This is a genomic window from Citrobacter sp. LST-B2 (assembly GCF_057983045.1).
The window spans coordinates 1,100,018-1,125,589 of sequence record NZ_CP192598.1; the positions used below are offsets into that span (position 1 = coordinate 1,100,018).

The 25,572-nt window shown below is 53.4% G+C and carries 25 protein-coding genes; 16 read left to right on the forward strand and 9 right to left on the reverse strand.

Translation table 11 applies throughout. The annotated features are described in order from the left end of the window. Positions 1-29 precede the first annotated feature (29 nt). From bamA to tilS, 12 genes are all read left to right on the forward strand, one after another. A complete protein-coding gene (gene bamA, locus ACQ0PY_RS05275) occupies positions 30-2,459 on the forward strand; it encodes an outer membrane protein assembly factor BamA (protein WP_044255371.1) in 2,430 nt (809 codons plus the stop codon). A gap of 125 nt (positions 2,460-2,584) precedes the next feature. Beyond that, the gene (gene skp, locus ACQ0PY_RS05280; RefSeq protein WP_042323679.1) at positions 2,585-3,070 is read left to right on the forward strand and encodes a molecular chaperone Skp; all 486 of its coding nucleotides are present in this window, start codon (positions 2,585-2,587) and stop codon (positions 3,068-3,070) included. A gap of 3 nt (positions 3,071-3,073) precedes the next feature. Further along, positions 3,074-4,099: a UDP-3-O-(3-hydroxymyristoyl)glucosamine N-acyltransferase gene (gene lpxD / locus ACQ0PY_RS05285; RefSeq protein ID WP_042997860.1), complete on the forward strand. Its 1,026-nt coding sequence runs from the start codon at positions 3,074-3,076 to the stop codon at positions 4,097-4,099. A gap of 103 nt (positions 4,100-4,202) precedes the next feature. Then, a complete protein-coding gene (gene fabZ / locus ACQ0PY_RS05290; RefSeq protein WP_003018528.1) occupies positions 4,203-4,658 on the forward strand; it encodes a 3-hydroxyacyl-ACP dehydratase FabZ in 456 nt (151 codons plus the stop codon). Between the two features lie 3 nt (positions 4,659-4,661). Next, on the forward strand, positions 4,662-5,450 hold the full coding sequence (gene lpxA / locus ACQ0PY_RS05295) for an acyl-ACP--UDP-N-acetylglucosamine O-acyltransferase (protein ID WP_042997859.1): 789 nt from the start codon (positions 4,662-4,664) through the stop codon (positions 5,448-5,450). Next, positions 5,450-6,598, forward strand: coding sequence for a lipid-A-disaccharide synthase (gene lpxB / locus ACQ0PY_RS05300; RefSeq protein ID WP_042997858.1), 1,149 nt, complete (start codon positions 5,450-5,452; stop codon positions 6,596-6,598). Before lpxA ends, lpxB begins: the two co-directional genes overlap by 1 nt. Next, complete coding sequence (gene rnhB / locus ACQ0PY_RS05305; RefSeq protein WP_042997857.1) at positions 6,595-7,191, forward strand: ribonuclease HII; 597 nt, start codon at positions 6,595-6,597, stop codon at positions 7,189-7,191. The genes lpxB and rnhB overlap by 4 nt, the downstream gene beginning before the upstream one ends. 24 nt (positions 7,192-7,215) lie before the next feature. Continuing rightward, positions 7,216-10,698 carry a DNA polymerase III subunit alpha gene (dnaE, locus tag ACQ0PY_RS05310; RefSeq protein WP_042997856.1) on the forward strand — a complete coding sequence of 1,161 codons (3,483 nt, stop codon included), beginning with the start codon at positions 7,216-7,218 and terminating at the stop codon, positions 10,696-10,698. Positions 10,699-10,710: 12 nt separating this feature from the next. Further along, positions 10,711-11,670 carry an acetyl-CoA carboxylase carboxyl transferase subunit alpha gene (accA, locus tag ACQ0PY_RS05315; protein ID WP_042997855.1) on the forward strand — a complete coding sequence of 320 codons (960 nt, stop codon included), beginning with the start codon at positions 10,711-10,713 and terminating at the stop codon, positions 11,668-11,670. A 99-nt stretch (positions 11,671-11,769) separates the two neighbouring features. Continuing rightward, a complete protein-coding gene (gene ldcC, locus ACQ0PY_RS05320) occupies positions 11,770-13,908 on the forward strand; it encodes a lysine decarboxylase LdcC (protein WP_109739888.1) in 2,139 nt (712 codons plus the stop codon). A gap of 65 nt (positions 13,909-13,973) precedes the next feature. Beyond that, positions 13,974-14,363 (forward strand): VOC family protein, encoded by a 390-nt coding sequence (locus ACQ0PY_RS05325; protein ID WP_042997853.1) that lies wholly within the window; start codon positions 13,974-13,976, stop codon positions 14,361-14,363. A 61-nt stretch (positions 14,364-14,424) separates the two neighbouring features. After that, the gene (gene tilS, locus ACQ0PY_RS05330; protein ID WP_109739889.1) at positions 14,425-15,732 is read left to right on the forward strand and encodes a tRNA lysidine(34) synthetase TilS; all 1,308 of its coding nucleotides are present in this window, start codon (positions 14,425-14,427) and stop codon (positions 15,730-15,732) included. 28 nt (positions 15,733-15,760) lie between these two features. Here the strand turns inward: tilS and rof are convergent, their stop codons facing one another. Continuing rightward, positions 15,761-16,021 carry a Rho-binding antiterminator gene (rof, locus tag ACQ0PY_RS05335; protein ID WP_042323659.1) on the reverse strand — a complete coding sequence of 87 codons (261 nt, stop codon included), beginning with the start codon at positions 16,019-16,021 and terminating at the stop codon, positions 15,761-15,763. After that, the gene (locus ACQ0PY_RS05340; protein ID WP_044327029.1) at positions 16,008-16,208 is read right to left on the reverse strand and encodes a YaeP family protein; all 201 of its coding nucleotides are present in this window, start codon (positions 16,206-16,208) and stop codon (positions 16,008-16,010) included. The genes rof and ACQ0PY_RS05340 overlap by 14 nt, the downstream gene beginning before the upstream one ends. A gap of 187 nt (positions 16,209-16,395) precedes the next feature. Between ACQ0PY_RS05340 and ACQ0PY_RS05345 the strand changes: the two genes are divergently transcribed. Genes ACQ0PY_RS05345 through nlpE form a run of 3 tightly spaced genes read left to right on the forward strand, consistent with a single transcriptional unit; the run spans position 16,396 to position 18,088 of the window. Continuing rightward, the gene (locus ACQ0PY_RS05345) at positions 16,396-16,941 is read left to right on the forward strand and encodes a YaeQ family protein (RefSeq protein WP_044267465.1); all 546 of its coding nucleotides are present in this window, start codon (positions 16,396-16,398) and stop codon (positions 16,939-16,941) included. Beyond that, entirely contained in the window at positions 16,938-17,357 is a 420-nt protein-coding gene (gene arfB, locus ACQ0PY_RS05350) for an alternative ribosome rescue aminoacyl-tRNA hydrolase ArfB (protein WP_044255354.1), read from the forward strand. The genes ACQ0PY_RS05345 and arfB overlap by 4 nt, the downstream gene beginning before the upstream one ends. A gap of 56 nt (positions 17,358-17,413) precedes the next feature. Beyond that, complete coding sequence (nlpE, locus tag ACQ0PY_RS05355; protein WP_192926956.1) at positions 17,414-18,088, forward strand: envelope stress response activation lipoprotein NlpE; 675 nt, start codon at positions 17,414-17,416, stop codon at positions 18,086-18,088. A gap of 78 nt (positions 18,089-18,166) precedes the next feature. Here the strand turns inward: nlpE and ACQ0PY_RS05360 are convergent, their stop codons facing one another. From ACQ0PY_RS05360 to metN, 7 genes are all read right to left on the reverse strand, one after another. Then, positions 18,167-18,991 (reverse strand): YaeF family permuted papain-like enzyme, encoded by an 825-nt coding sequence (locus tag ACQ0PY_RS05360; RefSeq protein ID WP_109739890.1) that lies wholly within the window; start codon positions 18,989-18,991, stop codon positions 18,167-18,169. Positions 18,992-19,044: 53 nt separating this feature from the next. Next, the gene (gene proS, locus ACQ0PY_RS05365) at positions 19,045-20,763 is read right to left on the reverse strand and encodes a proline--tRNA ligase (protein ID WP_042997847.1); all 1,719 of its coding nucleotides are present in this window, start codon (positions 20,761-20,763) and stop codon (positions 19,045-19,047) included. A 110-nt stretch (positions 20,764-20,873) separates the two neighbouring features. Beyond that, a complete protein-coding gene (gene tsaA / locus ACQ0PY_RS05370; protein ID WP_044255345.1) occupies positions 20,874-21,581 on the reverse strand; it encodes a tRNA (N6-threonylcarbamoyladenosine(37)-N6)-methyltransferase TrmO in 708 nt (235 codons plus the stop codon). Beyond that, positions 21,578-21,982, reverse strand: a complete 405-nt coding sequence (gene rcsF / locus ACQ0PY_RS05375; protein WP_042323642.1) for an Rcs stress response system protein RcsF — start codon at positions 21,980-21,982, stop codon at positions 21,578-21,580. The genes tsaA and rcsF overlap by 4 nt, the downstream gene beginning before the upstream one ends. 118 nt (positions 21,983-22,100) lie before the next feature. Continuing rightward, positions 22,101-22,916: a methionine ABC transporter substrate-binding lipoprotein MetQ gene (gene metQ / locus ACQ0PY_RS05380; protein WP_042997845.1), complete on the reverse strand. Its 816-nt coding sequence runs from the start codon at positions 22,914-22,916 to the stop codon at positions 22,101-22,103. A gap of 39 nt (positions 22,917-22,955) precedes the next feature. Then, complete coding sequence (locus ACQ0PY_RS05385; protein ID WP_042323638.1) at positions 22,956-23,609, reverse strand: methionine ABC transporter permease MetI; 654 nt, start codon at positions 23,607-23,609, stop codon at positions 22,956-22,958. Continuing rightward, on the reverse strand, positions 23,602-24,633 hold the full coding sequence (metN, locus tag ACQ0PY_RS05390) for a methionine ABC transporter ATP-binding protein MetN (RefSeq protein WP_042997844.1): 1,032 nt from the start codon (positions 24,631-24,633) through the stop codon (positions 23,602-23,604). Before metN ends, ACQ0PY_RS05385 begins: the two co-directional genes overlap by 8 nt. A 189-nt stretch (positions 24,634-24,822) precedes the next feature. Here metN and gmhB point away from each other — a divergent pair, with 189 nt between their 5' ends. After that, on the forward strand, positions 24,823-25,389 hold the full coding sequence (gene gmhB, locus ACQ0PY_RS05395; protein ID WP_042997843.1) for a D-glycero-beta-D-manno-heptose 1,7-bisphosphate 7-phosphatase: 567 nt from the start codon (positions 24,823-24,825) through the stop codon (positions 25,387-25,389). The last annotated feature ends 183 nt before the right edge of the window (positions 25,390-25,572 follow it).

A 25,572-nucleotide genomic window follows, 5' to 3' on the forward strand; every position in this document is an offset into this window, starting at 1 on the left:
GAGTTAGTTAGGAAGAACGCATAATAACGATGGCGATGAAAAAGTTGCTCATAGCGTCGCTGCTGTTTAGCAGCGCGACCGTATACGGTGCTGAAGGGTTCGTAGTGAAGGACATTCATTTCGAAGGCCTGCAGCGTGTCGCCGTTGGTGCGGCCCTCCTCAGTATGCCGGTGCGCACAGGCGACACGGTTAATGATGAAGATATCAGTAATACCATTCGCGCACTGTTTGCCACTGGCAACTTTGAGGATGTTCGTGTCCTTCGCGATGGCGATACGCTTCTGGTTCAGGTAAAAGAACGTCCGACTATTGCCAGCATCACCTTCTCCGGTAACAAATCGGTGAAAGATGACATGCTGAAGCAAAACCTCGAGGCTTCTGGCGTGCGTGTTGGCGAATCTTTGGATCGCACCACCATTGCCGATATCGAGAAAGGTCTGGAAGACTTCTACTACAGCGTCGGTAAATACAGTGCCAGCGTGAAAGCCGTTGTCACGCCACTGCCGCGCAACCGTGTTGACCTTAAACTGGTGTTCCAGGAAGGGGTATCGGCGAAGATCCAGCAGATCAATATCGTCGGTAATCATGCCTTCAGCACGGATGAACTGATCTCTCACTTCCAGTTGCGTGATGAAGTTCCGTGGTGGAACGTTGTTGGCGATCGCAAATACCAGAAACAGAAACTGGCGGGTGACCTTGAAACCCTGCGCAGTTACTACCTGGATCGCGGTTACGCGCGTTTCAACATCGACTCAACGCAGGTCAGCCTGACCCCGGATAAGAAAGGGATCTACATTACCGTGAACATCACGGAAGGCGAGCAGTATAAGCTTTCTGGCGTTCAGGTAACGGGGAACCTGGCGGGGCACTCTGCGGAGATCGAAAGCCTGACCAAAATTGAGCCGGGCGAACTCTATAACGGCACCAAAGTGACCAAAATGGAAGATGATATTAAGAAGCTTCTGGGTCGCTACGGTTACGCCTATCCGCGTGTTCAGTCACAGCCGGAAATCAACGATACTGACAAAACCGTTATGCTGCGCGTAAACGTTGATGCGGGTAACCGTTTCTACGTGCGTAAGATCCGTTTTGAAGGTAACGACACGTCCAAAGATGCCGTCCTGCGTCGCGAAATGCGCCAGATGGAAGGGGCATGGCTGGGCAGTGATATGGTTGATCAGGGTAAAGAGCGTCTGAACCGTCTGGGTTACTTTGAAACGGTCGACACCGACACGCAGCGTGTTCCGGGCAGCCCGGACCAGGTTGACGTGGTCTATAAGGTGAAAGAGCGTAACACCGGTAGCTTTAACTTTGGTGTCGGTTACGGTACGGAAAGCGGCGTAAGCTTCCAGGCCGGTGTTCAGCAGGATAACTGGCTGGGCACGGGTTACGCGGTAGGGATTAACGGTACCAAGAACGATTACCAGACCTACAGCGAACTGTCCGTCACCAACCCGTACTTCACTGTTGATGGCGTGAGTCTGGGTGGGCGCATCTTCTATAACGACTTTGATGCGAACGATGCGGATCTGTCTGACTATACCAACAAAAGTTATGGTACAGACGTCACGCTGGGCTTCCCGGTCAACGAATACAACACCCTGCGTGCGGGTTTAGGGTATGTGCATAACTCCCTGTCTAATATGCAGCCGCAAGTTGCGATGTGGCGTTATTTGAACTCCGTGGGTGAATACCCGAGTGAATCGAATGACCGCAACTCCTTTAGCGCCAACGACTTCACCTTCAACTATGGCTGGACTTATAACAAGCTTGACCGTGGCTTCTTCCCGACGGAAGGGACGCGTATCAACCTGAACGGTAAGGTGACGATCCCTGGCTCTGATAACGAGTTCTACAAAGCGACACTGGATACCGCAACCTACGTACCGATCGACGACGATCATAAGTGGGTGGTCCTCGGTCGTACCCGTTGGGGTTATGGGGATGGAATCGGCGGTAAAGAGATGCCGTTCTATGAGAACTTCTATGCCGGTGGCTCCAGCACCGTGCGTGGCTTCCAGTCCAATACCATTGGTCCGAAAGCCGTTTATTATCCATCCAGCAGTCGTCATGATGGCGATAGCGACTACGATAACGAATGTGAAAGCACGCAATCGGCGCCGTGTAAATCGGATGATGCAGTGGGCGGTAACGCCATGGCTGTCGCCAGCCTGGAGTTCATTACCCCAACGCCGTTCATCAGTGATAAATACGCCAACTCGGTACGTACTTCGTTCTTCTGGGATATGGGTACCGTCTGGGATACTAACTGGGATTCAAGTGCATATTCCGGTTATCCAGACTACAGTGATCCAAGCAATATCCGTATGTCTGCTGGTATCGCATTACAATGGATGTCCCCATTGGGGCCGTTGGTCTTCTCCTACGCCCAGCCGTTTAAGGATTACGATGGAGACAAAAAAGAGCAGTTCCAGTTTAACATTGGTAAAACCTGGTAATTGTTCTTCGCAAAGGAATGTAATGGTAGTGTAGCGATGACTTAAGGCGATCATCTTGCATGGGATCGCCTGGCCACGCAAAGAACTGCACCTTCGGGTGCAAATGGGATGGTAAGGAGTTTATTGTGAAAAAGTGGTTATTAGCGGCAGGTCTCGGTTTAGCAATGGTTACGTCTGCACAGGCTGCTGACAAAATTGCTATCGTCAACATGGGTAGCCTGTTCCAGCAGGTTGCACAGAAGACCGGTGTTTCCAACACGTTGGAAAATGAGTTTAAAGGCCGCGCGAGCGAACTGCAGCGTATGGAATCCGATCTGCAATCTAAAATGCAGCGTCTGCAGTCCATGAAAGCGGGCAGCGATCGTACTAAGCTGGAAAAAGACGTGATGGCTCAACGCCAGACCTTCTCTCAGAAAGCGCAGGCTTTTGAGCAGGATCGTGCACGTCGTTCCAACGAAGAACGTGGCAAACTGGTTACCCGTATCCAGACTGCAGTGAAATCTGTTGCCAGCAGCCAGAGCATCGATCTGGTCGTTGACGCAAACACCGTTGCTTACAACAGCAGCGATGTAAAAGACATCACCGCTGACGTACTGAAACAGGTTAAATAAGTAATGCCTTCAATTCGACTGGCTGATTTAGCAGAACAGTTGGATGCAGAATTACACGGTGATGGCGATATCGTCATCACCGGCGTTGCGTCCATGCAATCTGCGCAAACGGGTCACATCACCTTCATGGTGAATCCAAAATACCGTGAGCACCTGGCCTTATGCCAGGCGTCTGCCGTTGTCATGACGCAGGACGATCTTCCTTTTGCTAAGAGTGCTGCGTTGGTAGTGAAAAATCCTTACCTGACGTACGCGCGAATGGCGCAAATTTTAGATACCACGCCGCAGCCGGCACAGAACATTGCACCGAGTGCAGTAGTTGATGCGACGGCAACGCTGGGTAGCAATGTTTCAATTGGCGCAAATGCGGTGATTGAGTCTGGCGTGGAGCTTGGCGATAACGTGGTTATCGGCCCGGGCTGCTTCGTCGGGAAAAATACGAAAATTGGGGCCGGTTCGCGTCTGTGGGCGAATGTATCGGTTTACCACGACATTCAGATCGGTGAGAATTGCCTGATCCAGTCCAGTACGGTCATTGGTGCTGACGGTTTTGGCTATGCCAACGATCGCGGCAACTGGGTGAAGATCCCGCAGTTAGGTCGCGTTATTATTGGCGATCGTGTGGAGATCGGCGCTTGTACCACTATTGATCGTGGCGCACTGGATGACACTGTGATCGGCAATGGGGTTATCATTGATAACCAGTGCCAGATTGCACATAACGTTGTGATTGGCGACAATACGGCGGTTGCCGGTGGCGTCATTATGGCGGGCAGCCTGAAGATTGGCCGTTACTGTATGATCGGCGGTGCCAGCGTGATCAACGGGCATATGGAAATATGCGATAAGGTGACCGTGACGGGCATGGGGATGGTGATGCGTCCCATCACTGAACCAGGCGTCTATTCCTCAGGCATTCCGCTGCAACCTAACAAAGTATGGCGTAAGACAGCCGCACTGGTGATGAACATTGATGATATGAGCAAGCGCCTCAAAGCCATTGAGCGCAAGGTTAATCAACAAGACTAAACTCTCACCCGGTCACACATACTTTACGGCCTGTCGGCATTCATACGATTGCGGCAGGCCGTGTTATTATTGGCTTTTAGCATATTTGGACAGGAAGAGTATTTTGACTACTAACACTCATACTCTGCATATTGAAGAGATTTTAGAACTTCTGCCGCACCGTTTTCCGTTTTTACTGGTTGATCGCGTGCTGGACTTTGAAGAAGGTCGTTTTCTGCGCGCAGTGAAAAATGTCTCCGTTAACGAGCCGTTTTTCCAGGGGCATTTCCCGGGTAAACCGATTTTCCCTGGCGTGCTGATTCTGGAAGCCATGGCACAGGCTACCGGTATTCTGGCGTTTAAAAGCGTTGGTAAACTGGAGCCGGGAGAACTCTATTATTTCGCCGGTATCGATGAAGCGCGCTTTAAGCGTCCTGTCGTGCCAGGCGATCAGATGATCATGGAAGTCACTTTCGAGAAAACGCGCCGTGGCCTGACCCGCTTCAAAGGGGTTGCTCTGGTCGACGGTAAAGTAGTTTGCGAAGCAACGATGATGTGCGCTCGTAGCCGGGAGGCCTGATACGTGATTGATAATTCCGCCTTTGTTCATCCGACCGCCATTGTGGAAGAGGGCGCTTCACTTGGCGCTAACGTTCACATTGGTCCTTTTTGCCTTGTTGGACCCCATGTTGAAATTGGTGAGGGTACCGTACTGAAGTCTCACGTTGTCGTGAATGGTCATACCAAAATTGGCCGCGATAACGAGATATATCAGTTCGCCTCCATTGGCGAAGTGAACCAGGATCTGAAATATGCTGGTGAACCGACCCGTGTGGAAATTGGCGATCGTAACCGCATTCGCGAAAGCGTTACCATTCATCGTGGCACAGTGCAGGGCGGTGGATTGACGAAGGTGGGCAGCGATAACTTACTGATGATCAATGCTCATGTGGCACACGATTGCACAATAGGGGATCGCTGTATTCTGGCTAATAACGCCACGCTAGCGGGTCACGTCTCCCTGGATGATTATGTCATCATCGGTGGCATGACCGCTGTGCACCAGTTCTGCATTATTGGTGCACACGTGATGGTTGGCGGCTGTTCTGGCGTTGCTCAGGACGTTCCGCCGTACGTTATTGCGCAGGGCAACCACGCGACGCCGTTTGGCGTCAACATCGAAGGGCTGAAGCGTCGCGGATTTACTCGCGAAGCGATCACCGCCATCCGCAATGCTTACAAAGCGTTGTACCGTAGTGGCAAAACGCTGGAAGATGTAAAACCGGAAATCGCCGAACTGGCGAAGCAGTATCCGGAAGTACAGGCGTTCAGCGATTTCTTTGCCCGCTCAACGCGCGGTCTGATTCGTTAATGGCTGAGCAGCGCCCCTTAACGATTGCCCTGGTCGCCGGAGAAACCTCCGGCGATATTCTTGGTGCTGGCTTAATCCGGGCGCTGAAGGCGCGTGTTCCCGACGCGCGTTTTGTCGGCGTCGCAGGCCCACGTATGCAGGCCGAAGGCTGTGAAGCCTGGTATGAAATGGAAGAACTGGCGGTGATGGGCATTGTGGAAGTGCTTGGACGCCTGCGTCGTCTGCTGCATATCCGCGCCGATCTGACTCGTCGATTCACTGAGCTGCAGCCCGATGTTTTCGTTGGTATAGATGCACCCGATTTCAATATCACCCTCGAAGGGAATCTGAAAAAACAGGGTATCAAAACGATTCATTACGTCAGTCCGTCCGTCTGGGCGTGGCGACAGAAACGCGTTTTCAAAATAGGCAGATCCACCAATATGGTTCTGGCTTTTCTGCCTTTCGAAAAAGCGTTTTACGACAAGTACAACGTGCCGTGCCGTTTTATCGGTCACACCATGGCGGACGCGATGCCTCTGGACCCGGATAAAAACGCGGCGCGAGATGTGCTGGGGATCCCCCGTGACGCGCACTGTCTGGCGTTATTACCCGGCAGTCGCGGTGCGGAAGTCGAAATGCTCAGTGCCGACTTCCTGAAAACGGCCCAATTGTTGCGCCAGACCTATCCTGATCTTGAGGTGGTGGTGCCATTGGTGAACGCCAAACGGCGCGAGCAGTTTGAGCAGATCAAAGCAGAAGTCGCCCCGACGCTTTCCGTCCATATGTTGGATGGGATGGCGCGAGAAGCGATGATTGCCAGCGATGCCGCGTTGCTGGCATCCGGTACCGCTGCGCTCGAGTGCATGCTGGCCAAATGCCCGATGGTGGTGGGATATCGCATGAAGCCCTTTACGTTCTGGCTAGCGAAGCGACTGGTGAAGACAGATTATGTCTCGCTGCCAAACCTGCTGGCGGGAAGGGAACTGGTGAAAGAGCTGTTGCAGGAAGAGTGCGAGCCGCAAAAGCTGGCTGAGGCGCTTCTCCCCTTACTGGCGAACGGTAAAACCAGTCATGCGATGCACGATACTTTCCGCGAACTGCATCAGCAGATCCGCTGTAATGCTGATGAGCAGGCGGCGGATGCGGTCCTGGAGTTAGCACGATGATCGAATTTGTTTATCCACACACGCACTTAGTGGCGGGTGTGGATGAAGTCGGACGTGGTCCGTTGGTTGGCGCGGTCGTTACCGCAGCCGTGATCCTCGACCCGGCTCGCCCGATTGTGGGTCTAAACGATTCCAAAAAATTATCTGAAAAGCGCCGTCTGGCGCTGTATGACGAAATCAAAGAAAAAGCGTTGAGCTGGAGCCTCGGTCGTGCGGAACCGCACGAGATCGATGAGCTGAATATACTCCACGCCACGATGTTGGCCATGCAGCGAGCGGTGGCGGGGTTACATATTGCGCCGGAATATGTGCTGATCGATGGTAATCGCTGTCCGGCATTACCTGTGCCGTCTCTGGCGGTAGTGAAGGGCGACAGTCGGGTGGCGGAGATCAGCGCCGCGTCTATTCTTGCAAAAGTCACGCGTGACGCCGAAATGGCCGCGTTGGATAGCGTTTTCCCGCAATATGGTTTTGCCCAGCACAAAGGGTATCCAACCGCTTTCCATCTGGAAAAACTGGCTGAACATGGCGCAACGGAGCATCACCGACGTAGTTTTGCTCCCGTTAAACGCGCACTGGGACTCGCGTCCTGATTCTTGTGTCGAAGGAATCTGAAGATGTCTGAACCTCGTTTCGTCCACCTGCGGGTGCACAGCGACTACTCCATGATCGATGGGCTGGCAAAAACCGGGCCGCTGGTGAAAAAGGCGGCCGCGTTGGGCATGCCTGCGCTGGCGATCACCGATTTTACTAACCTCTGTGGTCTGGTGAAGTTCTACGGAGCGGGTCATGGTGCAGGGATTAAACCCATTGTTGGCGCTGATTTCCATGTTCAGAGCGAGCTGATGGGGGATGAACTGACGCATCTGACCGTGCTTGCTGCCAATAACACCGGGTACCAAAATCTTACCCTGCTGATATCCAAAGCTTATCAGCGCGGCTATGGCGCGGCGGGGCCGATCATCGATCGTGACTGGCTGATCGAACTGAAAGAAGGGTTGATCCTGCTTTCCGGCGGGCGCATGGGTGACGTCGGGCGCAGTCTGCTGCGCGGCAACGGCGCGCTGGTTGATGAGTGTGTCGCGTTCTATGAAGAACACTTCCCGGATCGTTACTTCCTTGAGCTTATCCGCACTGGTCGTCCCGATGAAGAGAACTATCTTCATGCTGCCGTTGCGCTGGCGGAAGCGCGCAGTTTGCCGGTGGTCGCCACCAACGACGTGCGCTTTATCAACAGTGATGACTTTGACGCGCATGAAATTCGCGTTGCTATCCACGATGGTTTCACCCTCGACGATCCCAAACGTCCGCGTAATTACTCGCCGCAGCAATATATGCGCTCGGAAGAGGAGATGTGCGAACTCTTCTCTGATATTCCGGAAGCGTTGGAAAACACCGTTGAAATTGCCAAACGCTGTAACGTAACGGTACGTCTGGGCGAGTATTTCCTGCCGCAGTTCCCGACAGGCGATATGACCACGGAAGATTTCCTGGTCCAGAAATCGAAAGAAGGGCTGGAAGAGCGTCTGGCCTTCTTATTCCCGGATGAAGCCGTGCGAAAAGAAAAGCGGCCGCCTTACGATGAACGTCTGGATATTGAACTGCAGGTGATCAACCAGATGGGGTTCCCGGGTTACTTCCTCATCGTGATGGAATTTATCCAGTGGTCGAAAGATAACGGCGTGCCGGTAGGGCCAGGCCGTGGTTCCGGTGCGGGCTCGCTGGTGGCTTACGCGCTGAAAATTACCGACCTCGACCCGCTGGAATTTGACCTGCTGTTCGAACGTTTCCTTAACCCGGAACGTGTCTCGATGCCTGACTTCGACGTTGACTTCTGTATGGAGAAACGCGACCAGGTGATTGAACACGTGGCCGACATGTACGGCCGTGATGCGGTATCGCAGATTATTACCTTCGGTACGATGGCGGCGAAAGCGGTGATCCGCGACGTGGGTCGCGTACTGGGCCACCCGTACGGCTTTGTCGATCGTATTTCGAAACTGGTGCCCCCCGATCCGGGGATGACGCTGGCGAAAGCCTTCGAGGCTGAACCGCAACTGCCAGAAATCTACGAGGCAGATGAAGAGGTTAAAGCGCTGATCGACATGGCGCGTAAGCTGGAAGGCGTGACCCGAAACGCCGGTAAACACGCTGGTGGTGTGGTTATCGCCCCGACGAAAATCACCGATTTTGCGCCGCTGTACTGTGATGAACAGGGGCTGCACCCGGTTACCCAGTTTGATAAAAACGACGTGGAATATGCCGGCCTCGTGAAGTTCGACTTCCTTGGCTTGCGTACACTCACTATCATTAACTGGGCGCTGGAGATGATTAACGCCCGCCGTGAAAAGAACGGTGAGCCGCCGCTGGATATTGCCGCTATCCCGCTGGACGATAAGAAAAGCTTCGATATGCTGCAACGCTCGGAAACCACGGCGGTCTTCCAGCTTGAATCCCGCGGCATGAAAGACCTGATTAAGCGTCTACAGCCTGACTGCTTCGAAGATATGATAGCCCTGGTGGCCCTGTTCCGTCCGGGGCCGTTGCAGTCCGGGATGGTAGATAACTTCATCGATCGTAAGCACGGGCGCGAAGAGATCTCCTATCCGGATGTGCAGTGGCAACACGAAAGCCTGAAACCAGTACTGGAGCCAACCTACGGCATCATCCTGTATCAGGAACAGGTCATGCAGATTGCCCAGGTGCTTTCTGGCTATACTCTTGGCGGTGCGGATATGCTGCGTCGTGCGATGGGTAAGAAAAAGCCGGAAGAGATGGCCAAACAGCGCTCCATCTTTGAAGACGGCGCGAAGAAAAACGGTATTGACGGCGAACTGGCGATGAAAATCTTCGACCTGGTGGAGAAATTCGCCGGTTACGGGTTTAACAAATCGCACTCTGCTGCCTACGCGCTGGTCTCTTACCAGACGCTGTGGCTGAAAGCGCACTATCCTGCTGAGTTTATGGCGGCGGTAATGACTGCCGATATGGACAACACCGAGAAGGTGGTGGGGCTGGTGGATGAATGCTGGCGCATGGGGCTGAAAATCCTGCCGCCGGATATCAACTCCGGGCTGTACCACTTCCACGTCAACGACGATGGCGAGATTGTCTACGGTATCGGCGCGATCAAAGGCGTGGGTGAAGGCCCGATCGAGGCGATCATTGAGGCGCGTAACAACGGCGGCTATTTCCGTGAGCTGTTTGATCTTTGCGCGCGCACCGATACCAAAAAGCTCAACCGGCGGGTGCTGGAAAAATTGATCATGTCCGGGGCCTTTGACAGGCTGGGGCCGCATCGTGCTGCGCTGATGAATTCGCTGGGCGATGCGCTGAAAGCCGCCGATCAGCACGCGAAAGCAGAAGCGATTGGTCAGGCAGATATGTTCGGCGTGCTGGCGGAAGAGCCGGAGCAAATTGAACAATCCTACGCCAGCTGCCAGCCGTGGCCAGAGCAGGTGGTGTTAGATGGGGAACGCGAAACGTTGGGGTTGTACCTGACGGGTCACCCGATCAACCAGTATTTGAAAGAAATTGAGCGCTATGTCGGAGGCTACCGGCTGAAAGACATGCATCCGACAGAACGTGGTAAAGTGACCACGGCTGCGGGGCTCGTCATTGCCGCAAGGGTTATGGTCACCAAGCGCGGCAATCGTATCGGCATCTGTACGCTGGATGACCGTTCCGGACGTCTGGAGGTGATGTTATTTACCGACGCCCTGGATAAATACCAGCAATTGCTGGAAAAAGACCGCATACTTATCGTCAGCGGACAGGTCAGCTTTGATGACTTCAGCGGGGGGCTTAAAATGACCGCCCGCGAAGTCATGGATATTGACGAAGCCCGGGAAAAATATGCTCGCGGGCTTGCTATCTCGCTGACGGACAGGCAAATTGATGACCAGCTTTTAAACCGACTCCGTCAGTCTCTGGAACCCCACCGCTCGGGGACAATTCCAGTACATCTCTACTATCAGAGGGCGGATGCACGCGCGCGGTTGCGTTTTGGCGCGACGTGGCGTGTCTCTCCGAGCGATCGTTTGCTTAACGATCTCCGTGGCCTCATTGGTTCGGAGCAGGTGGAACTGGAGTTTGACTAATACAGGAATACTATGAGTCTGAATTTCCTTGATTTTGAACAGCCGATTGCAGAGCTGGAAGCAAAAATCGATTCTCTGACTGCGGTGAGCCGTCAGGACGAGAAACTGGATATTAACATCGATGAAGAAGTGCATCGTCTGCGTGAAAAAAGCGTAGAACTGACGCGTAAAATCTTCGCCGATCTTGGCGCATGGCAGGTTGCCCAACTGGCACGCCATCCGCAGCGTCCTTACACCCTAGATTATGTTCGCCTGGCGTTTGATGAATTTGACGAACTGGCGGGCGATCGCGCTTATGCGGACGATAAAGCTATCGTCGGCGGCATTGCGCGTCTGGACGGTCGTCCGGTGATGATCATTGGTCATCAGAAAGGCCGCGAGACCAAAGAGAAAATCCGTCGTAACTTCGGTATGCCGGCGCCGGAAGGCTATCGTAAAGCGCTGCGTCTGATGGAAATGGCCGAGCGTTTCAACATGCCGATCATTACCTTTATCGACACTCCGGGGGCTTACCCAGGCGTGGGTGCCGAAGAGCGCGGTCAGTCCGAAGCTATCGCCCGTAACCTGCGTGAAATGTCACGTCTGAGCGTGCCGGTTATCTGCACCGTGATCGGCGAGGGCGGTTCCGGTGGCGCGCTGGCGATCGGCGTGGGCGATAAAGTGAATATGCTGCAATACAGCACCTATTCCGTTATCTCTCCGGAAGGCTGTGCTTCCATTCTGTGGAAAAGTGCGGACAAAGCGCCGCTGGCCGCAGAAGCGATGGGGATCATTGCGCCACGTCTGAAAGAGCTGAAGCTGATTGATTCCATCATCCCGGAACCGCTGGGCGGCGCGCATCGCAATCCGGAAGCGATGGCGGCTTCGCTGAAAGCGCAGCTGCTGGCTGACCTCGCGGATCTCGATGTATTGAGCACAGAAGATTTGAAGAACCGTCGCTATCAGCGTCTGATGAGCTACGGCTACGCCTAAGCGTTGACCATTCCGAAAAGGGCCACAATTTGTGGCCCTTTTTTTTTACCTGCGGTTTGAACAGGCTATGATTAGCTAAGGTTTTTCCAGGAGGAACGCATGAATATCATCGCCATTATGGGGCCGCACGGGGTTTTTTATAAAGACGAGCCCATTAACGAGCTTGAGCGTGCGCTGCAATCACAGGGATTTCAGATTATCTGGCCGCAAAACAGCGTCGACCTGCTGAAATTTATCGAACACAACCCGCGCATTTGTGGGGTGATTTTTGACTGGGATGAGTACAGTCTCGATTTGTGCAGTGAGATTAACCAGCTCAATGAGTATTTACCGCTGTATGCGTTTATCAACACGCATTCGACGATGGATGTCAGCGTTCACGACATGCGCATGGCGCTATGGTTTTTCGAGTATGCGCTCGGGCAGGCGGAAGATATCGCGACGCGCATTCGCCAGTACACCAACGAGTACCTCGACAATATCACGCCGCCTTTTACCAGAGCGCTGTTCACCTATGTGAAAGAGGGGAAATACACCTTCTGCACGCCGGGTCACATGGCCGGAACGGCCTATCAAAAAAGTCCGGTTGGCTGCCTGTTCTATGACTTTTTCGGTGGCAATACCCTGAAAGCGGATGTGTCGATATCAGTCACTGAACTGGGTTCGTTACTCGATCACACCGGGCCACATCTGGAGGCTGAAGAGTATATCGCCCGAACGTTCGGCGCAGAGCAGAGTTATATGGTGACTAACGGCACCTCCACCTCAAACAAAATTGTGGGGATGTATGCCGCGCCAACCGGCAGTACGCTGTTGATTGACCGTAACTGCCATAAGTCGCTCGCGCATTTGTTAATGATGAGCGACGTCGTCCCGATTTGGCTGAAACCAACGCGTAATGCGCTCGGTATTCTGGGCGGCATTCCGAAGCGTGAGTTCACGCGCGAGAGTATTGCGAACAAAGTTGCCACCACGGCGCAGGCGCAGTGGCCAGTTCATGCCGTGATCACTAACTCGACCTATGACGGCCTGCTGTATAACACTAACTGGATCAAACAGACGCTGGATGTCCCCTCTATCCACTTCGATTCTGCCTGGGTGCCCTATACCCACTTCCATCCCATTTATCAGGGGAAAAGCGGGATGAGCGGTGAACGGGTGCAGGGCAAGGTGATTTTCGAAACGCAATCCACCCACAAAATGCTGGCGGCGCTATCGCAGGCGTCGCTGATCCATATTAAAGGAGACTATGACGAAGAAACCTTCAACGAAGCGTTTATGATGCACACCTCGACCTCACCGAGTTATCCGATTGTCGCCTCCATCGAGACGGCGGCAGCGATGCTGCGGGGAAATTCCGGTAAGCGATTAATCAATCGCTCTGTGGAGCGCGCGTTACATTTTCGCAAAGAAGTGCAGCGGCTACGTGAAGAGTCTGACGGTTGGTTCTTTGATATCTGGCAGCCGGAAGAGGTTGATGAAGCCGCGTGCTGGCCGGTGGCACCCGGTGAAGACTGGCACGGATTTACCGATGCCGACGATGACCATATGTTCCTCGATCCGGTAAAAGTCACGATCCTGACGCCCGGTATGAACGAGCAAGGGGAGATGAGTGACGAGGGGATCCCCGCCGCGCTGGTGGCGAAATTCCTTGATGAGCGCGGCGTGGTGGTGGAGAAAACCGGGCCGTACAATCTGCTGTTTCTCTTCAGTATTGGTATCGATAAAACCCGGGCAATGGGGCTGTTGCGTGGACTGACCGAATTTAAACGCTCTTACGATCTCAATTTGCGCGTGAAGAATATGCTGCCAGATCTGTATGCAGAAGATCCTGATTTTTATCGCAACATGCGTATTCAGGATCTGGCGCAAGGGATCCACCAGCTCATCCGCCAACACGATCTTTCCGGTCTGATGCTGCGTGCGTTTGATACATTGCCGGAAATGATCATGACGCCGCATCAGGCCTGGCAGCGACAGATCAAAGGCGAAGTCGAAACGGTCCCCCTCGATCAACTGGTGGGACGCGTGTCGGCGAATATGATCCTGCCATACCCTCCCGGCGTGCCGCTGCTGATGCCGGGAGAAATGCTCACCGAGCAGAGTCGCGCCGTACTCGATTTTCTGCTGATGCTCTGTTCTGTTGGTCAGCGTTATCCGGGCTTTGAAACGGATATTCACGGGGCGAAACAGGATGACGACGGCGTATACCTCGTACGAGTCTTAAAAACGGCATGACGACTTGCCTTCAGCGCTCCCGGGCGGGTAACGTGCTGATGATAAATAACGGAGATGAAGACACTATGCTGGGATTAAAACAGGTTCACCATATTGCGATTATTGCGACAGACTATGCCGCGAGTAAGTCCTTCTATTGCGATATTTTGGGGTTTACGCTGCTGAGCGAAGCCTATCGCGCAGAACGAGACTCGTGGAAGGGCGATCTGGCGCTGAATGGACAATATGTGATTGAGCTTTTTTCATTTCCTTTCCCGCCGGCGCGTCCAGGGCATCCGGAAGCCTGTGGCTTGCGCCATCTGGCGTTCAGCGTGGATAACCTGGATAATGCGGTAGCGCATCTGGAAGCGAATCACGTAAATTGTGAAGCCATCCGCATTGATCCCTTCACCAACAAGCGCTTCACCTTTTTTAAAGACCCGGATGGCCTGCCGCTCGAATTGTATGAGCAGTAAGGCTTGTTATTGTGACGATTGCCCGGTAACGTGCCGGGCAACGTCACTGTAAATAACCGCTATGACAACACTCACGCTGAACACCTCGCTTATCACTTCCCGACAGATACTGGTCGCCTTTAGCGGCGGTCTGGACTCTACCGTGCTCTTACACCAACTGGTGCAATGGCGGACGCAACAACCGACTCTCTCGCTTCGCGCCATGCACATCCATCATGGACTTAGCGCTCACGCCGATGAGTGGGTGGCACACTGTGAAGCCATCTGCGCGCAATGGCAGGTTCCGCTGGTGGTGGAGCGGGTCACGCTGGTGGACGCCGGGCTGGGAATCGAAGCGCAGGCCCGGCAGGCGCGGTATCAGGCATTTGCCGATGCGCTATTGCCCGGTGAGGTGTTGGTGACTGCCCAGCATCTTGACGATCAGTGTGAAACCTTTTTGCTGGCGCTCAAACGCGGCAGCGGACCGGCTGGGTTGTCTGCAATGGCGGAGAGTGCTGAGTTTGCGGGCACGTTACTCATTCGTCCGTTATTGACGCAACCCCGTGCGGCACTGGAGCAATGGGCAAGGCAACATCAGCTTCGCTGGATTGAAGATGAAAGCAATCAGGATGACGCCTACGATCGGAACTTCCTGCGTTTGCAGGTTCTGCCGCTTCTGCAACAGCGCTGGCCGCATTTCGCTGACGCCACGGCACGCAGCGCAGCGCTGTGTGCTGAACAAGAGAGTCTGCTGGATGAACTGCTTGCCGATGAACTGTCTTCTTGCACCACAGATAACGGCACGCTGGAGTTAACGCCGCTCATGGCGATGACCCGTGTCCGGCGCGCTGCGCTACTTCGCCGCTGGCTGGCGGCGAAAAATGCGCCGATGCCTTCACGCGATGGACTGGAACGTCTCTGGCAGGAGGTGGCGCTGGCGCGTGAAGATGCGTCACCGTGCCTGCGTTTCGGCGAGTACGAGGTGCGGCGCTTTCAGGGACAGCTGTGGTGGATTAAATCTGTTGTCGGACAAAGTGAGACAATACTGCCCTGGCCTCGCTGGCAGTTACCGCTCACGTTGCCTGCCGGGCTGGGCCATCTGCGGTTACTGGTGGGGGACGAATTACGCGCGCCTCATGAGGATGAGCGTGTCAGTATCCGTTTTAAAGCGCCGGGAATGCTGCATATCGTTGGCCGTAGCGGTGGCCGCAAGCTCAAGAAAATCTGGCAGGAGTTGAATGTACCTTCCTGGCGACGAGATACCACGCCATTGCTGTTTTACGGCGAAACGCTGATTGCGGCTGCAGGCGTATTTGTCACGCGTGACGGCGCGGCGGGTGAGGAGTCGGGGGTGAGACTGGTGTGGGATCAAATCGGTGGAAATACCTGATGGCGCAGCGCCACCAGGCAATATGGGTTCAGGATTCGCTAACCACCACGGTACCGATTTCCGGATGGCTGAAGCTGACAATTTTATCGAGACGAAGCTCGCGCGTTTCACCCGCAACCTCGGTGATTAGGTATTCCACGTTTTTCCGTGAAACCAAATCGTTGGCTTTCGCTTGCAAAACTTCACCATCTTTCAGTTCCAGCGTCAGTAATAAATGATGCTGGCAGGCGAGCTCAAGGTTGTCGTAGTCATCACAGTTGATGGGTTGGTATGTATCATTCATTGACATAATCGCTCACCAGTAAGTTCGCCGCAGCATACGCCGCCTTTTCCCTGACCGACTCTGAAAGGGCACTGTCTGCCGCCATTTCATTAAGCACCTTTAATACGCAACCCAGCGCATCCGGGATATACCCTAAGTCTCCGCTGGCGATTTCCGCATACCGCTTGCGTATTAACTCACAATATTTTTCCACATGCCCTCCTGTCAGCATTCTGACTTAACCGTGGATGCAAGTCTAAGCCTACGAAGATAAACTCTGTTTAGCAAGGTGACTATACCACAGCCATTCACGCAATATCAGCGCCTGATTGATGATCCCCGGACAGCCTTTTGGCTCCTTTTTCGCTACAATGGCTGCCTGATTCGAAAGGAGTTTTTCCATGGCGCTTAAAGCGACAATTTATAAAGCCGTCGTCAACGTGGCTGACCTTGACCGCAACCAGTTTCTTGATGCGGCGTTGACGCTGGCGCGTCACCCCTCTGAAACCCAGGAACGAATGATGTTGCGTCTGCTGGCGTGGATTAAGTATGCGGATGAGCGTCTCCAGTTTACGCGTGGCTTAAGCGCAGAGGATGAACCGGAAGCGTGGTTGCGTAACGATCATCTGGGTATCGACTTGTGGGTTGAACTGGGGCTACCGGATGAGCGCCGTATTAAGAAAGCGTGTTCGCAGGCTGCTGATGTGGCGCTGTTTGCCTACAATAGCCGGGCGGCGCAGATCTGGTGGCAGCAGAATCAAAGCAAATGCGCGCAGTTTTCGAATCTCACTGTCTGGTATCTGGATGATGAACAACTGACCCAGCTTAGCGCCTTTGCGAGCCGTACCATGACGCTACAGGCGACAATTCAGGACGGGGCGATCTGGCTGTCTGATTCTCAGAATAATCTGGAAATTCATCTGACGCCGTGGCAACAACCGGTATGATCGTTATTTCGCGGACTGTCTCGATCCCCGACGATGAGCTGGAGATCACCGCCATTCGCGCCCAGGGCGCAGGGGGACAGCACGTCAATAAGACCTCAACGGCGATACATTTGCGTTTTGACATTCGGGCCTCCAGCCTGCCAGAGTATTATAAGGACCGTCTGCTGGCTGCCAGCCATCATCTGATTACCGCTGATGGCGTGATGATTATTAAGGCGCAGGAGTACCGCAACCAGGAACTCAACCGGGAAGCGGCGATTGCCAGACTGGTAGCGGTTATAAAAGAGCTCACCGCAGTACAAAAAAGCCGACGCGCAACCCGACCGACGCGGGCATCGAAAGAGCGAAGATTAAACTCGAAGGCGCAGAAATCCTCAGTAAAAGCCCTTCGCGGTAAAGTCCGTCGTGATGACTGACGGGCAGGAATAAAATGTGATAGGGAGTCAGGGTGAAAAAAACACTACTTTCAGCGATGGCGGCATTTACGCTCTTCGCATTGATTGGCTGTAACAACCGTTCAGAGGTTGATGTTATCCAGCCGACTCAGGTTGCAGAATTAAAACCGATGCAGCAAAGCTGGCGGGGCATTCTGCCTTGTGCAGACTGCGAGGGTATTGAGACCTCACTGTTTCTGGAGAAAGATGGCACATGGGTAATGAACGAACGCTATCAGGGCGTGCGTGAAGAGCCGTCTTCTTTTGCTTCCTACGGCACCTGGGCGCGCACGGCCGATAAACTGGTGCTGACCGACAGTCAGGGTGAGAAGTCTTATTATCGCGCGAAAGGCGAAGCGCTGGAGATGTTGGATCGGGAAGGCAATCCGGTTGAATCACAGTTTAACTATACGCTTGAACCGGTGAAATCCAGTTTGCCGGTAACGCCAATGGCGATGCGTGGCATGTATTTCTATATGGCGGATGCCGCGACCTTTACCGACTGCGCAACCGGAAAGCAGGTTTCTGTTGCCAGTAACGCAGAACTGGAACGCGGTTATCTTGCGGCGCGTGGCACCAGTGAGAAACCGGTGCTGTTGTCCGTCGAAGGGCACTTCACGCTGGAGGCGAATCCGGATACCCATGAGCCGGTGAAAACGCTGATGGCCGATAAAGAGATTAAATTTATTCCGGGTAAGAGCTGCACCGACTGAGTGATGGACTCAATGATAGCTGTCCGGGTGACTGGACAGTTATCGTCTTACCCGCAGTTTTGCTATTGTGTATCGCGCTTAACGCGTCAGTCCTACAAAACGTCCCGTCTTGATATAAATCCCTAACTTCAAATGACCGACATAGCGTAGCTGCGTTTCTGGCTTAAATGCGGCAACGTCGCCTTCCCGCATGTGCATCAGGTCAGCAGGGCTGATCCAGCCCGATTGCGCCAGGGTTAGCGGATGTCCCGCTTTGGTAAACGCATCAGTGACGAATTCGGAGCAAAACCACGCCGTTTTTTCTCCCTCGCGGGCATCGCTCAACTGCGCTTTCGCCAGCCCGCTGACGCACTGTTGCCGGAAATCCGCAGAGAAGGGGTTTAGCGAACACATCTGGCGAGTCACCATAAACGGAATGAATTCCACGATACCGCGATAGTTATAGCCGCTGTCTTTGATTTTATAGGCGAAGGTTTTGATCTCAGCGGCCTGTTGCGGGGTCAGCTCCGGGACTCTCAGGGCAAAAAGTTTATCACTGTGTTTCATCGCCTGTTTGAGTGACACGATTTGTACCCCAGCGCCGGTGGTTTCTGCGACTTCATTATCGCCCAGATAGACGGCAACATGGCTTACGGAAGCATTGCTGAACGCGCGGATGCCTAATGAGGTCACCCCGAGGCTGGAGGAGAACAACAGATCGCCTGGCTTAAGGTCGGTATCGGTAATTTCGACGAGTGCTTTATTCGTGAATGAGCTCTGGCGCTGGAATGTAACCGCCCATTTTTTGGATTGTGCATCAATGGCGGCGGCGGATTTATTCGGTGGGCTGACGTCAACGGTGCAGGCCGAAAGCAAAAGAAGGCAAGGGAGGAACAGGCGGTAATACGCCGTGTGTTTAGCCATTTTATACAATCCATGTAAAAAAGAGGCCCTGAAAATCAGAGCCTCTTATGACATCAGCCTTTAATCTGTTTAACCAGATAGTTGACGATGTCGCCGGTTTTTATCAACTGTTTCTCGCCATTGCGACGGTATTTGTATTCAATATCGTCGTTGTCGAGGTTACGGTCGCCCAGCACGATAGTGTGCGGAATACCGATCAGCTCCATATCGGCGAACATCACGCCTGGGCGCTCTTTACGGTCGTCCATCAGCACTTCGATGCCCTGCGCACGCAGTTCGGCATACAGTTTTTCCGCCAGTTCCTGCACACGATAGGACTTGTGCATGTTCATCGGCAGAATCGCCACCTGGAACGGCGCGATAGCGTCAGGCCATACGATCCCGCGCTCGTCGTAGTTCTGCTCAATAGCCGCTGCTACCACGCGTGTGACCCCGATACCGTAACAACCCATGGTCAGGATCTGGTTGCGGCCATCTTCACCCTGGACGGCGGCTTTCATTGCTTCCGAGTACTTGGTGCCTAACTGGAAGATATGACCGACTTCGATACCGCGTTTGATCAGCAACGTGCCTTTTCCATCCGGGCTTGGATCGCCGGCGACGACGTTACGGATATCAGCGACTTCCGGGGTTGCGACATCGCGATCCCAGTTAATGCCGAAGTAATGCTTACCATCCACGTTAGCGCCTGCCGCGAAATCACTCATTGCGGCAACGGTACGGTCAATAATCACCGGCACTGGCATGTTTACCGGGCCCAAAGAACCCGGACCGGCATTCACCAGCGCGCGGATCTCTTCTTCGGTTGCAAACGTCAGCGGGCTGGCAACCTGCGGCAGTTTTTCCGCTTTGACTTCGTTCAGCTCGTGATCGCCGCGAACCAGCAGTGCGACCAGCGGAGACTTGCTGTCTTCCACGGCTTTCACCAGCAGGGTTTTCACGGTTTTCTCGATTGGCAGACTAAACTGCTCAACCAGCTCGGCGATGGTTTTTGCGTTCGGCGTATCAACCAGCGTCATTTCTTGCGTTGCAGCGGCGCGCGGCGCTTTTGGCGCAACGGCTTCCGCAAATTCAATGTTGGCCGCGTAGTCAGAAGAATCAGAGAAGATCACATCGTCTTCGCCGCTCTGTGCCAGTACCTGGAATTCGTGCGAGGCGCTACCGCCGATAGAACCGGTGTCAGCCTGTACCGCGCGGAAATCCAGCCCCATGCGGCTGAAGATCTTGCTATAAGCCGCGTACATCGCGTCGTAAGTTTCCTGCAGAGATTCCTGAGAAGTATGGAAAGAGTACGCATCTTTCATCAGGAATTCACGGGAGCGCATCACGCCGAAACGCGGACGCACTTCGTCACGGAATTTAGTCTGAATCTGGTAGAAGTTCAGCGGCAGCTGTTTGTAAGAGCTGAGCTCGTTACGAATCAGATCGGTGATCACTTCTTCATGCGTTGGGCCAAGTACGAACGGACGATCGCCACGGTCAGCAATACGCAGCAGTTCCGGACCGTACTGTTCCCAACGACCACTCTCTTGCCACAGTTCAGAAGGCTGAACCACCGGCATTAACACCTCGATCGCACCGGCGTTGTTCATCTCTTCACGCACGATGTTCTCAACTTTTTTCAGGACGCGCACGCCGGTCGGCAGCCAGGTGTATAACCCGGAGGCCAGCTTGCGGATCATCCCGGCGCGTAGCATCAGCTGGTGGCTGATCACCTCGGCGTCGGCAGGTGTCTCCTTCAGAGTGGAGAGCAGATATTGGCTAGTACGCATGTTGTTACGGTTCCAGTTGAACGATCGAACAGGCTCAATGTGAGCCTGACACAAAAAAAGTAACTCAGTTTACCAGCGAGAAAGGGATGTCAAAAGAGAAGGGCGTGAAATTAGCGGGGTTCAAGCGCAAAGACTTCAAAACCCGTCTCGGTTACGCGCCAGCGCACGTTGAAATCATGCAGCCAGACAGCATAATTTTTACCGGTCTCTTCTCCTTTTCGATAGGCAGGACGCGGATCCTGCGCCAGCACATCACGAATAAACGTCTTCAGCAGGGGATAACGTTTTTCCAGCGCGGGAAACTGTTGCTCAATCTCGTCGGTAAAACTCACCGACATTTCGGCTTGCGGTGCCTGTTGCGCATAGCTGGCGGTCGCATTCGGTAGCGATTCCGCGAACGGCAGGTAAGGCTTGATATCGATGACCGGCGTACCGTCAACCAGATCCAGACTGCCCAGTTGCAGAATGACCTGATCTTTCTGACAGACAACGCCTTTCAGTTCAACCAGCGACATGCCGACGGGATTGGGGCGAAATGTTGAGCGCGTAGCAAATACGCCCATCCGCGCATTGCCGCCAAGACGAGGCGGGCGCACGGTGGGGTGCCATCCCCCTTCCATCGTCTGATGGAAAACAAAGATCACCCATAAGTGGCTGAATGCTTCAAGACCGCGTACCGCATCGGCCTGATTGTAAGGAGACAGCAGGTGCAGTTCGCCGTTGACGCTTTTTACCAGCCCTGGCTGGCGGGGAACGGCGAACTTCTCTTTGTAAGGCGAGCGAATGACACCGATTTGCTCAAACTGAAAATGACTCATTTAGCCGAGATGTTGAGCGCAGAACCAATGCAGACAGCCTGACGATAACAACCCGGCGTCCCGCTGGTGACTTCACAGCTATGCAGTAACACGGCATTGGCTTTCATTTTTGACGCATTAATCTGCATGCGTTTACGTGCTGTCGGGATGTTCGGCGGAGAGTCCTGGTTAGAGGCCTGACAGGATTCACCGGTCACTTCACCGAGATCGCGGAACGGCTTGCCGACCAGATCTTCAGCATTGGTGTAAATTCTGACGGGAACAGCGCGCGGCGCTTTCGGTTTTTCCGGCTCCGCTTTTGGCGGGGTTGCGGTGCTTTGAACGGGTTCAACAGGGGATCTGCTTAGCATGGAACAGCCGCTCAGCATGAGTGCCAATAAACAGATCGGTAAAGCACGCATAATATTTCCTCAATGAATGATCTAACTGTCACATATTGAATCAGGAGCTTGCATAAATGACAAGACGGGCAAACGCCCGTCCTGAATGATATTACAGATTGTGAAAAGCGCCTAAAAATTACCAGCCCTTAACAGCACCACCGTTGAAGACTTTATTGGCGGCTTCGTAAACTTCGTCAGACTGATAGGCCTGAACGAATTTCTTCACGTTCTCCGCGTCTTTGTTATCTTCACGGGTCACGATCAGGTTGACGTACGGGGAATCTTTATCTTCAACGAAGATACCGTCTTTCGCCGGCGTCAGGTTGATCTGGCTGGCATAAGTGGTGTTGATTACCGCCAGAGCAATTTGCGCATCGTCAAGAGAACGCGGCAACTGAGGGGCTTCCAGTTCAACAATTTTCAGATTTTTCGGGTTCCCGACGATATCCAGTGAGGTCGGCAGCAGACCCACGCCATCTTTCAGTTTGATCAGACCGACTTTTTGCAGCAGCAGCAGAGAACGGCCCAGGTTGGTTGGATCGTTCGGAACCGCTACCTGCGCGCCATCCTGAAGCTCATCCAGAGATTTGATTTTTTTAGAGTAGCCCGCAATCGGATAAACGAAGGTATTGCCTGCGGCAACCAGCTTGTATCCGCGATCTTTGATCTGCTGATCCAGATACGGTTTGTGCTGGAAGGCGTTGGCATCGATATCGCCTTTGCTCAGCGCTTCGTTCGGCAGAACGTAGTCATTGAAGGTCACCAGTTCGACGTCCAGACCGTATTTTTCTTTCGCAACTTTTTGTGCGACTTCAGCTACCTGCTGTTCCGCACCGACAATCACGCCGACTTTGATGTGGTTTGGATCTTTTTCATCCTGACCGCAACCCACGAGTGCCAGAGAACCAATCAGGGCGCCGACTGCCGCAATGGTTTTGAATTTGAACGCCATGCTTATTTCCTTAATGTGATAATTGTGTTTTGTAGAACGTTACTTGTGCGTCACAGTCCGGACGATGCGATCGCCCGCGAACTGAATTAAATAAACCAGAACAACGAGTAATACCAGTACCGTATTCATAACAGTAGCATTGTATCCAATATAGCCGTACTGATAGCCGATCTGTCCAAGGCCGCCCGCACCCACGGCACCGCCCATGGCGGAATAACCAACCAGGGTAATCAGCGTAATTGTCGCAGCGTTTACCAGCCCTGGCAGGGCTTCTGGCAGCAGCACCTTACGTACAATTTGCAGCGGTGTTGCGCCCATTGCGCGGGACGCTTCAATCAGGCCGGTCGGGATTTCCAGCAGGGCGTTTTCCACCATACGGGCGATAAACGGTGCCGCGCCGACGGTGAGCGGAACAATGGCAGCCTGCAAACCGATTGATGTCCCGACAATCACACGAGTGAACGGAATCATCCATACCAGCAGAATAATGAACGGAATCGAACGGAAGATGTTCACAACCGCAGACAGTGTGCGGTAGAGCTTCGCGTTCTCAATGATTTGCCCGGGACGCGTGACGTACAGCAGCACGCCAACGGGAAGACCAATCACAAAACCAAAGAACCCGGATACGAAGGTCATCGCCAGCGTTTCCCAGACGCCACGAACCAGCAGCCACATCATCGGCTCAGACATAACCCAGTACCTCTACTTTTACATGGTGTTCCTGCAGCCAGGCGATCGCGGCTTGCGTTTCTTCTTGTGTGCCGTGCATTTCAGTCAGCATGATGCCGAACTTCACGCCGCCGGCGTAATCCATCTGCGCGCTAATAATGTTGTTATTCACGTTAAAGCGGCGCGCTGTTTCGGAAAGCAGCGGCGCATCCACCGACTGACCGGTGAATTCCATGCGCAACATCGGGACGCTGTCGGTCGTCGATTCCGCTTTGAGGCGTGCCAGATAATCTTCCGGAATATCCAGATGCAGTGTGGACTGAATAAATTTCTGCGCCAGGGGCGTTTTCGGGTGGGAAAACACTTCGCTGACGGTATCTTGCTCAATCAGCTCACCGTTGCTGATGACGGCTACGCAGTCGCAGATGCGTTTCACCACGTCCATTTCGTGCGTGATCAGTAGAATGGTCAGGCCAAGGCGACGGTTAATGTCTTTCAGCAGTTCAAGAATGGAGCGAGTAGTGGCTGGGTCCAGCGCACTGGTCGCTTCATCACACAGCAACACTTTTGGCTGACTTGCCAGTGCACGGGCGATAGCGACACGCTGTTTCTGACCACCAGACAGATTCGCAGGGTAGCTGTCGTGCTTATCACCCAGGCCAACGAGATCGAGCAGTTCCGTCACGCGGCGCTTAATTTCTTCTTTTGGGGTGTTATCGAGTTCCAGCGGCAGCGCGACGTTACCAAAAACGGTTCGGGAGGCCAGCAGGTTGAAGTGCTGGAAAATCATGCCAATCTGACGACGCGCCTTAGTCAGTTCAGATTCTGATAGCGTCGTCAGTTCCTGTCCGCCAACCTGAACGCTTCCTTCTGTCGGGCGCTCCAGCAGGTTTACACAGCGGATCAGCGTACTTTTACCTGCGCCTGAGGCACCGATAACGCCATAAATTTGTCCGGCAGGAACATGCAGGCTAACGTTATTCAACGCCTGAATGGTGCGGGTCCCCTGATGGAACACTTTGGTGATATTCGAAAGTTTAATCATTGATTATTTATTATCGTAATGAAGTTACCGTGGCATTTTCGTCTGTCTGATGCGGTCAAAAGCCGTCAACAAAATGGATGTTAAGGCATCCAGACGTCTAAATCAATCAGGGTTTCTACGATGAGCACTTTCTTGCCTGCCGAAACATGCGATACTAGCGCCACATGCCTTATTCAGGAGCTATAAAAGGTGGCAAAGTCCGTACCCGCTATTTTTCTCGACCGTGACGGCACAATTAATGTTGATCACGGCTACGTACACGAAATCGACGAGTTCGAATTTATCGACGGTGTTATTGATGCTATGCGCGAGCTTAAAACACTGGGCTATGCGCTGGTAGTTGTCACCAACCAGTCAGGGATTGCGCGCGGCAAATTTACCGAAGCGCAGTTTGAAACATTAACAGAGTGGATGGACTGGTCACTGGCCGATCGCGATGTCGACCTCGACGGTATCTATTATTGTCCACACCACCCGCAAGGCAGTGTGGAAGAGTATCGCCAGGTTTGTGATTGTCGTAAGCCGCATCCCGGTATGCTTATCTCGGCCCGCGATTTCCTGCACATTGATATGGCCGCGTCTTATATGGTGGGCGACAAATTAGAAGATATGCAGGCTGCGGCTGCGGCAGGAGTCGGGACAAAAGTATTAGTGCGAACCGGCAAGCCCATTACTGCGGAAGCAGAAAATGCGGCAGATTGGGTATTAAATAGTCTTGCTGATCTGCCATCGGCGATAAAAAAGCAGCAAAAATAAGCATTGTGGTTAAAAGGTGAGCGGTTGAAATAAAACTGCATTTTTCCGCTTGTCTTCCTGAGTCGACCCCCTATAATGCGCCTCCATCGACACGGCGGATGTGAATCACTTCACACAAACAGCCGGTTCGGTTGAAGAGAAAAATCCTGAAAATCAGGGTTGACTCTGAAAGAGGAAAGCGTA

Bases quoted from the DNA above. Each gene is read 5' to 3' on its own strand.
- bamA (WP_044255371.1), top strand. From the start codon at position 30: ATGGCGATGAAAAAGTTGCTCATAGCGTCGCTGCTGTTTAGCAGCGCG.
- lpxD (WP_042997860.1), top strand. From the start codon at position 3,074: ATGCCTTCAATTCGACTGGCTGATTTAGCAGAACAGTTGGATGCAGAA.
- lpxB (WP_042997858.1), top strand. From the start codon at position 5,450: ATGGCTGAGCAGCGCCCCTTAACGATTGCCCTGGTCGCCGGAGAAACC.
- rnhB (WP_042997857.1), top strand. From the start codon at position 6,595: ATGATCGAATTTGTTTATCCACACACGCACTTAGTGGCGGGTGTGGAT.
- dnaE (WP_042997856.1), top strand. From the start codon at position 7,216: ATGTCTGAACCTCGTTTCGTCCACCTGCGGGTGCACAGCGACTACTCC.
- accA (WP_042997855.1), top strand. From the start codon at position 10,711: ATGAGTCTGAATTTCCTTGATTTTGAACAGCCGATTGCAGAGCTGGAA.
- ldcC (WP_109739888.1), top strand. From the start codon at position 11,770: ATGAATATCATCGCCATTATGGGGCCGCACGGGGTTTTTTATAAAGAC.
- ACQ0PY_RS05325 (WP_042997853.1), top strand. From the start codon at position 13,974: ATGCTGGGATTAAAACAGGTTCACCATATTGCGATTATTGCGACAGAC.
- tilS (WP_109739889.1), top strand. From the start codon at position 14,425: ATGACAACACTCACGCTGAACACCTCGCTTATCACTTCCCGACAGATA.
- rof (WP_042323659.1), bottom strand. From the start codon at position 16,021: ATGTCAATGAATGATACATACCAACCCATCAACTGTGATGACTACGAC.
- ACQ0PY_RS05345 (WP_044267465.1), top strand. From the start codon at position 16,396: ATGGCGCTTAAAGCGACAATTTATAAAGCCGTCGTCAACGTGGCTGAC.
- arfB (WP_044255354.1), top strand. From the start codon at position 16,938: ATGATCGTTATTTCGCGGACTGTCTCGATCCCCGACGATGAGCTGGAG.
- nlpE (WP_192926956.1), top strand. From the start codon at position 17,414: ATGGCGGCATTTACGCTCTTCGCATTGATTGGCTGTAACAACCGTTCA.
- ACQ0PY_RS05360 (WP_109739890.1), bottom strand. From the start codon at position 18,991: ATGGCTAAACACACGGCGTATTACCGCCTGTTCCTCCCTTGCCTTCTT.
- proS (WP_042997847.1), bottom strand. From the start codon at position 20,763: ATGCGTACTAGCCAATATCTGCTCTCCACTCTGAAGGAGACACCTGCC.
- tsaA (WP_044255345.1), bottom strand. From the start codon at position 21,581: ATGAGTCATTTTCAGTTTGAGCAAATCGGTGTCATTCGCTCGCCTTAC.
- rcsF (WP_042323642.1), bottom strand. From the start codon at position 21,982: ATGCGTGCTTTACCGATCTGTTTATTGGCACTCATGCTGAGCGGCTGT.
- metQ (WP_042997845.1), bottom strand. From the start codon at position 22,916: ATGGCGTTCAAATTCAAAACCATTGCGGCAGTCGGCGCCCTGATTGGT.
- ACQ0PY_RS05385 (WP_042323638.1), bottom strand. From the start codon at position 23,609: ATGTCTGAGCCGATGATGTGGCTGCTGGTTCGTGGCGTCTGGGAAACG.
- metN (WP_042997844.1), bottom strand. From the start codon at position 24,633: ATGATTAAACTTTCGAATATCACCAAAGTGTTCCATCAGGGGACCCGC.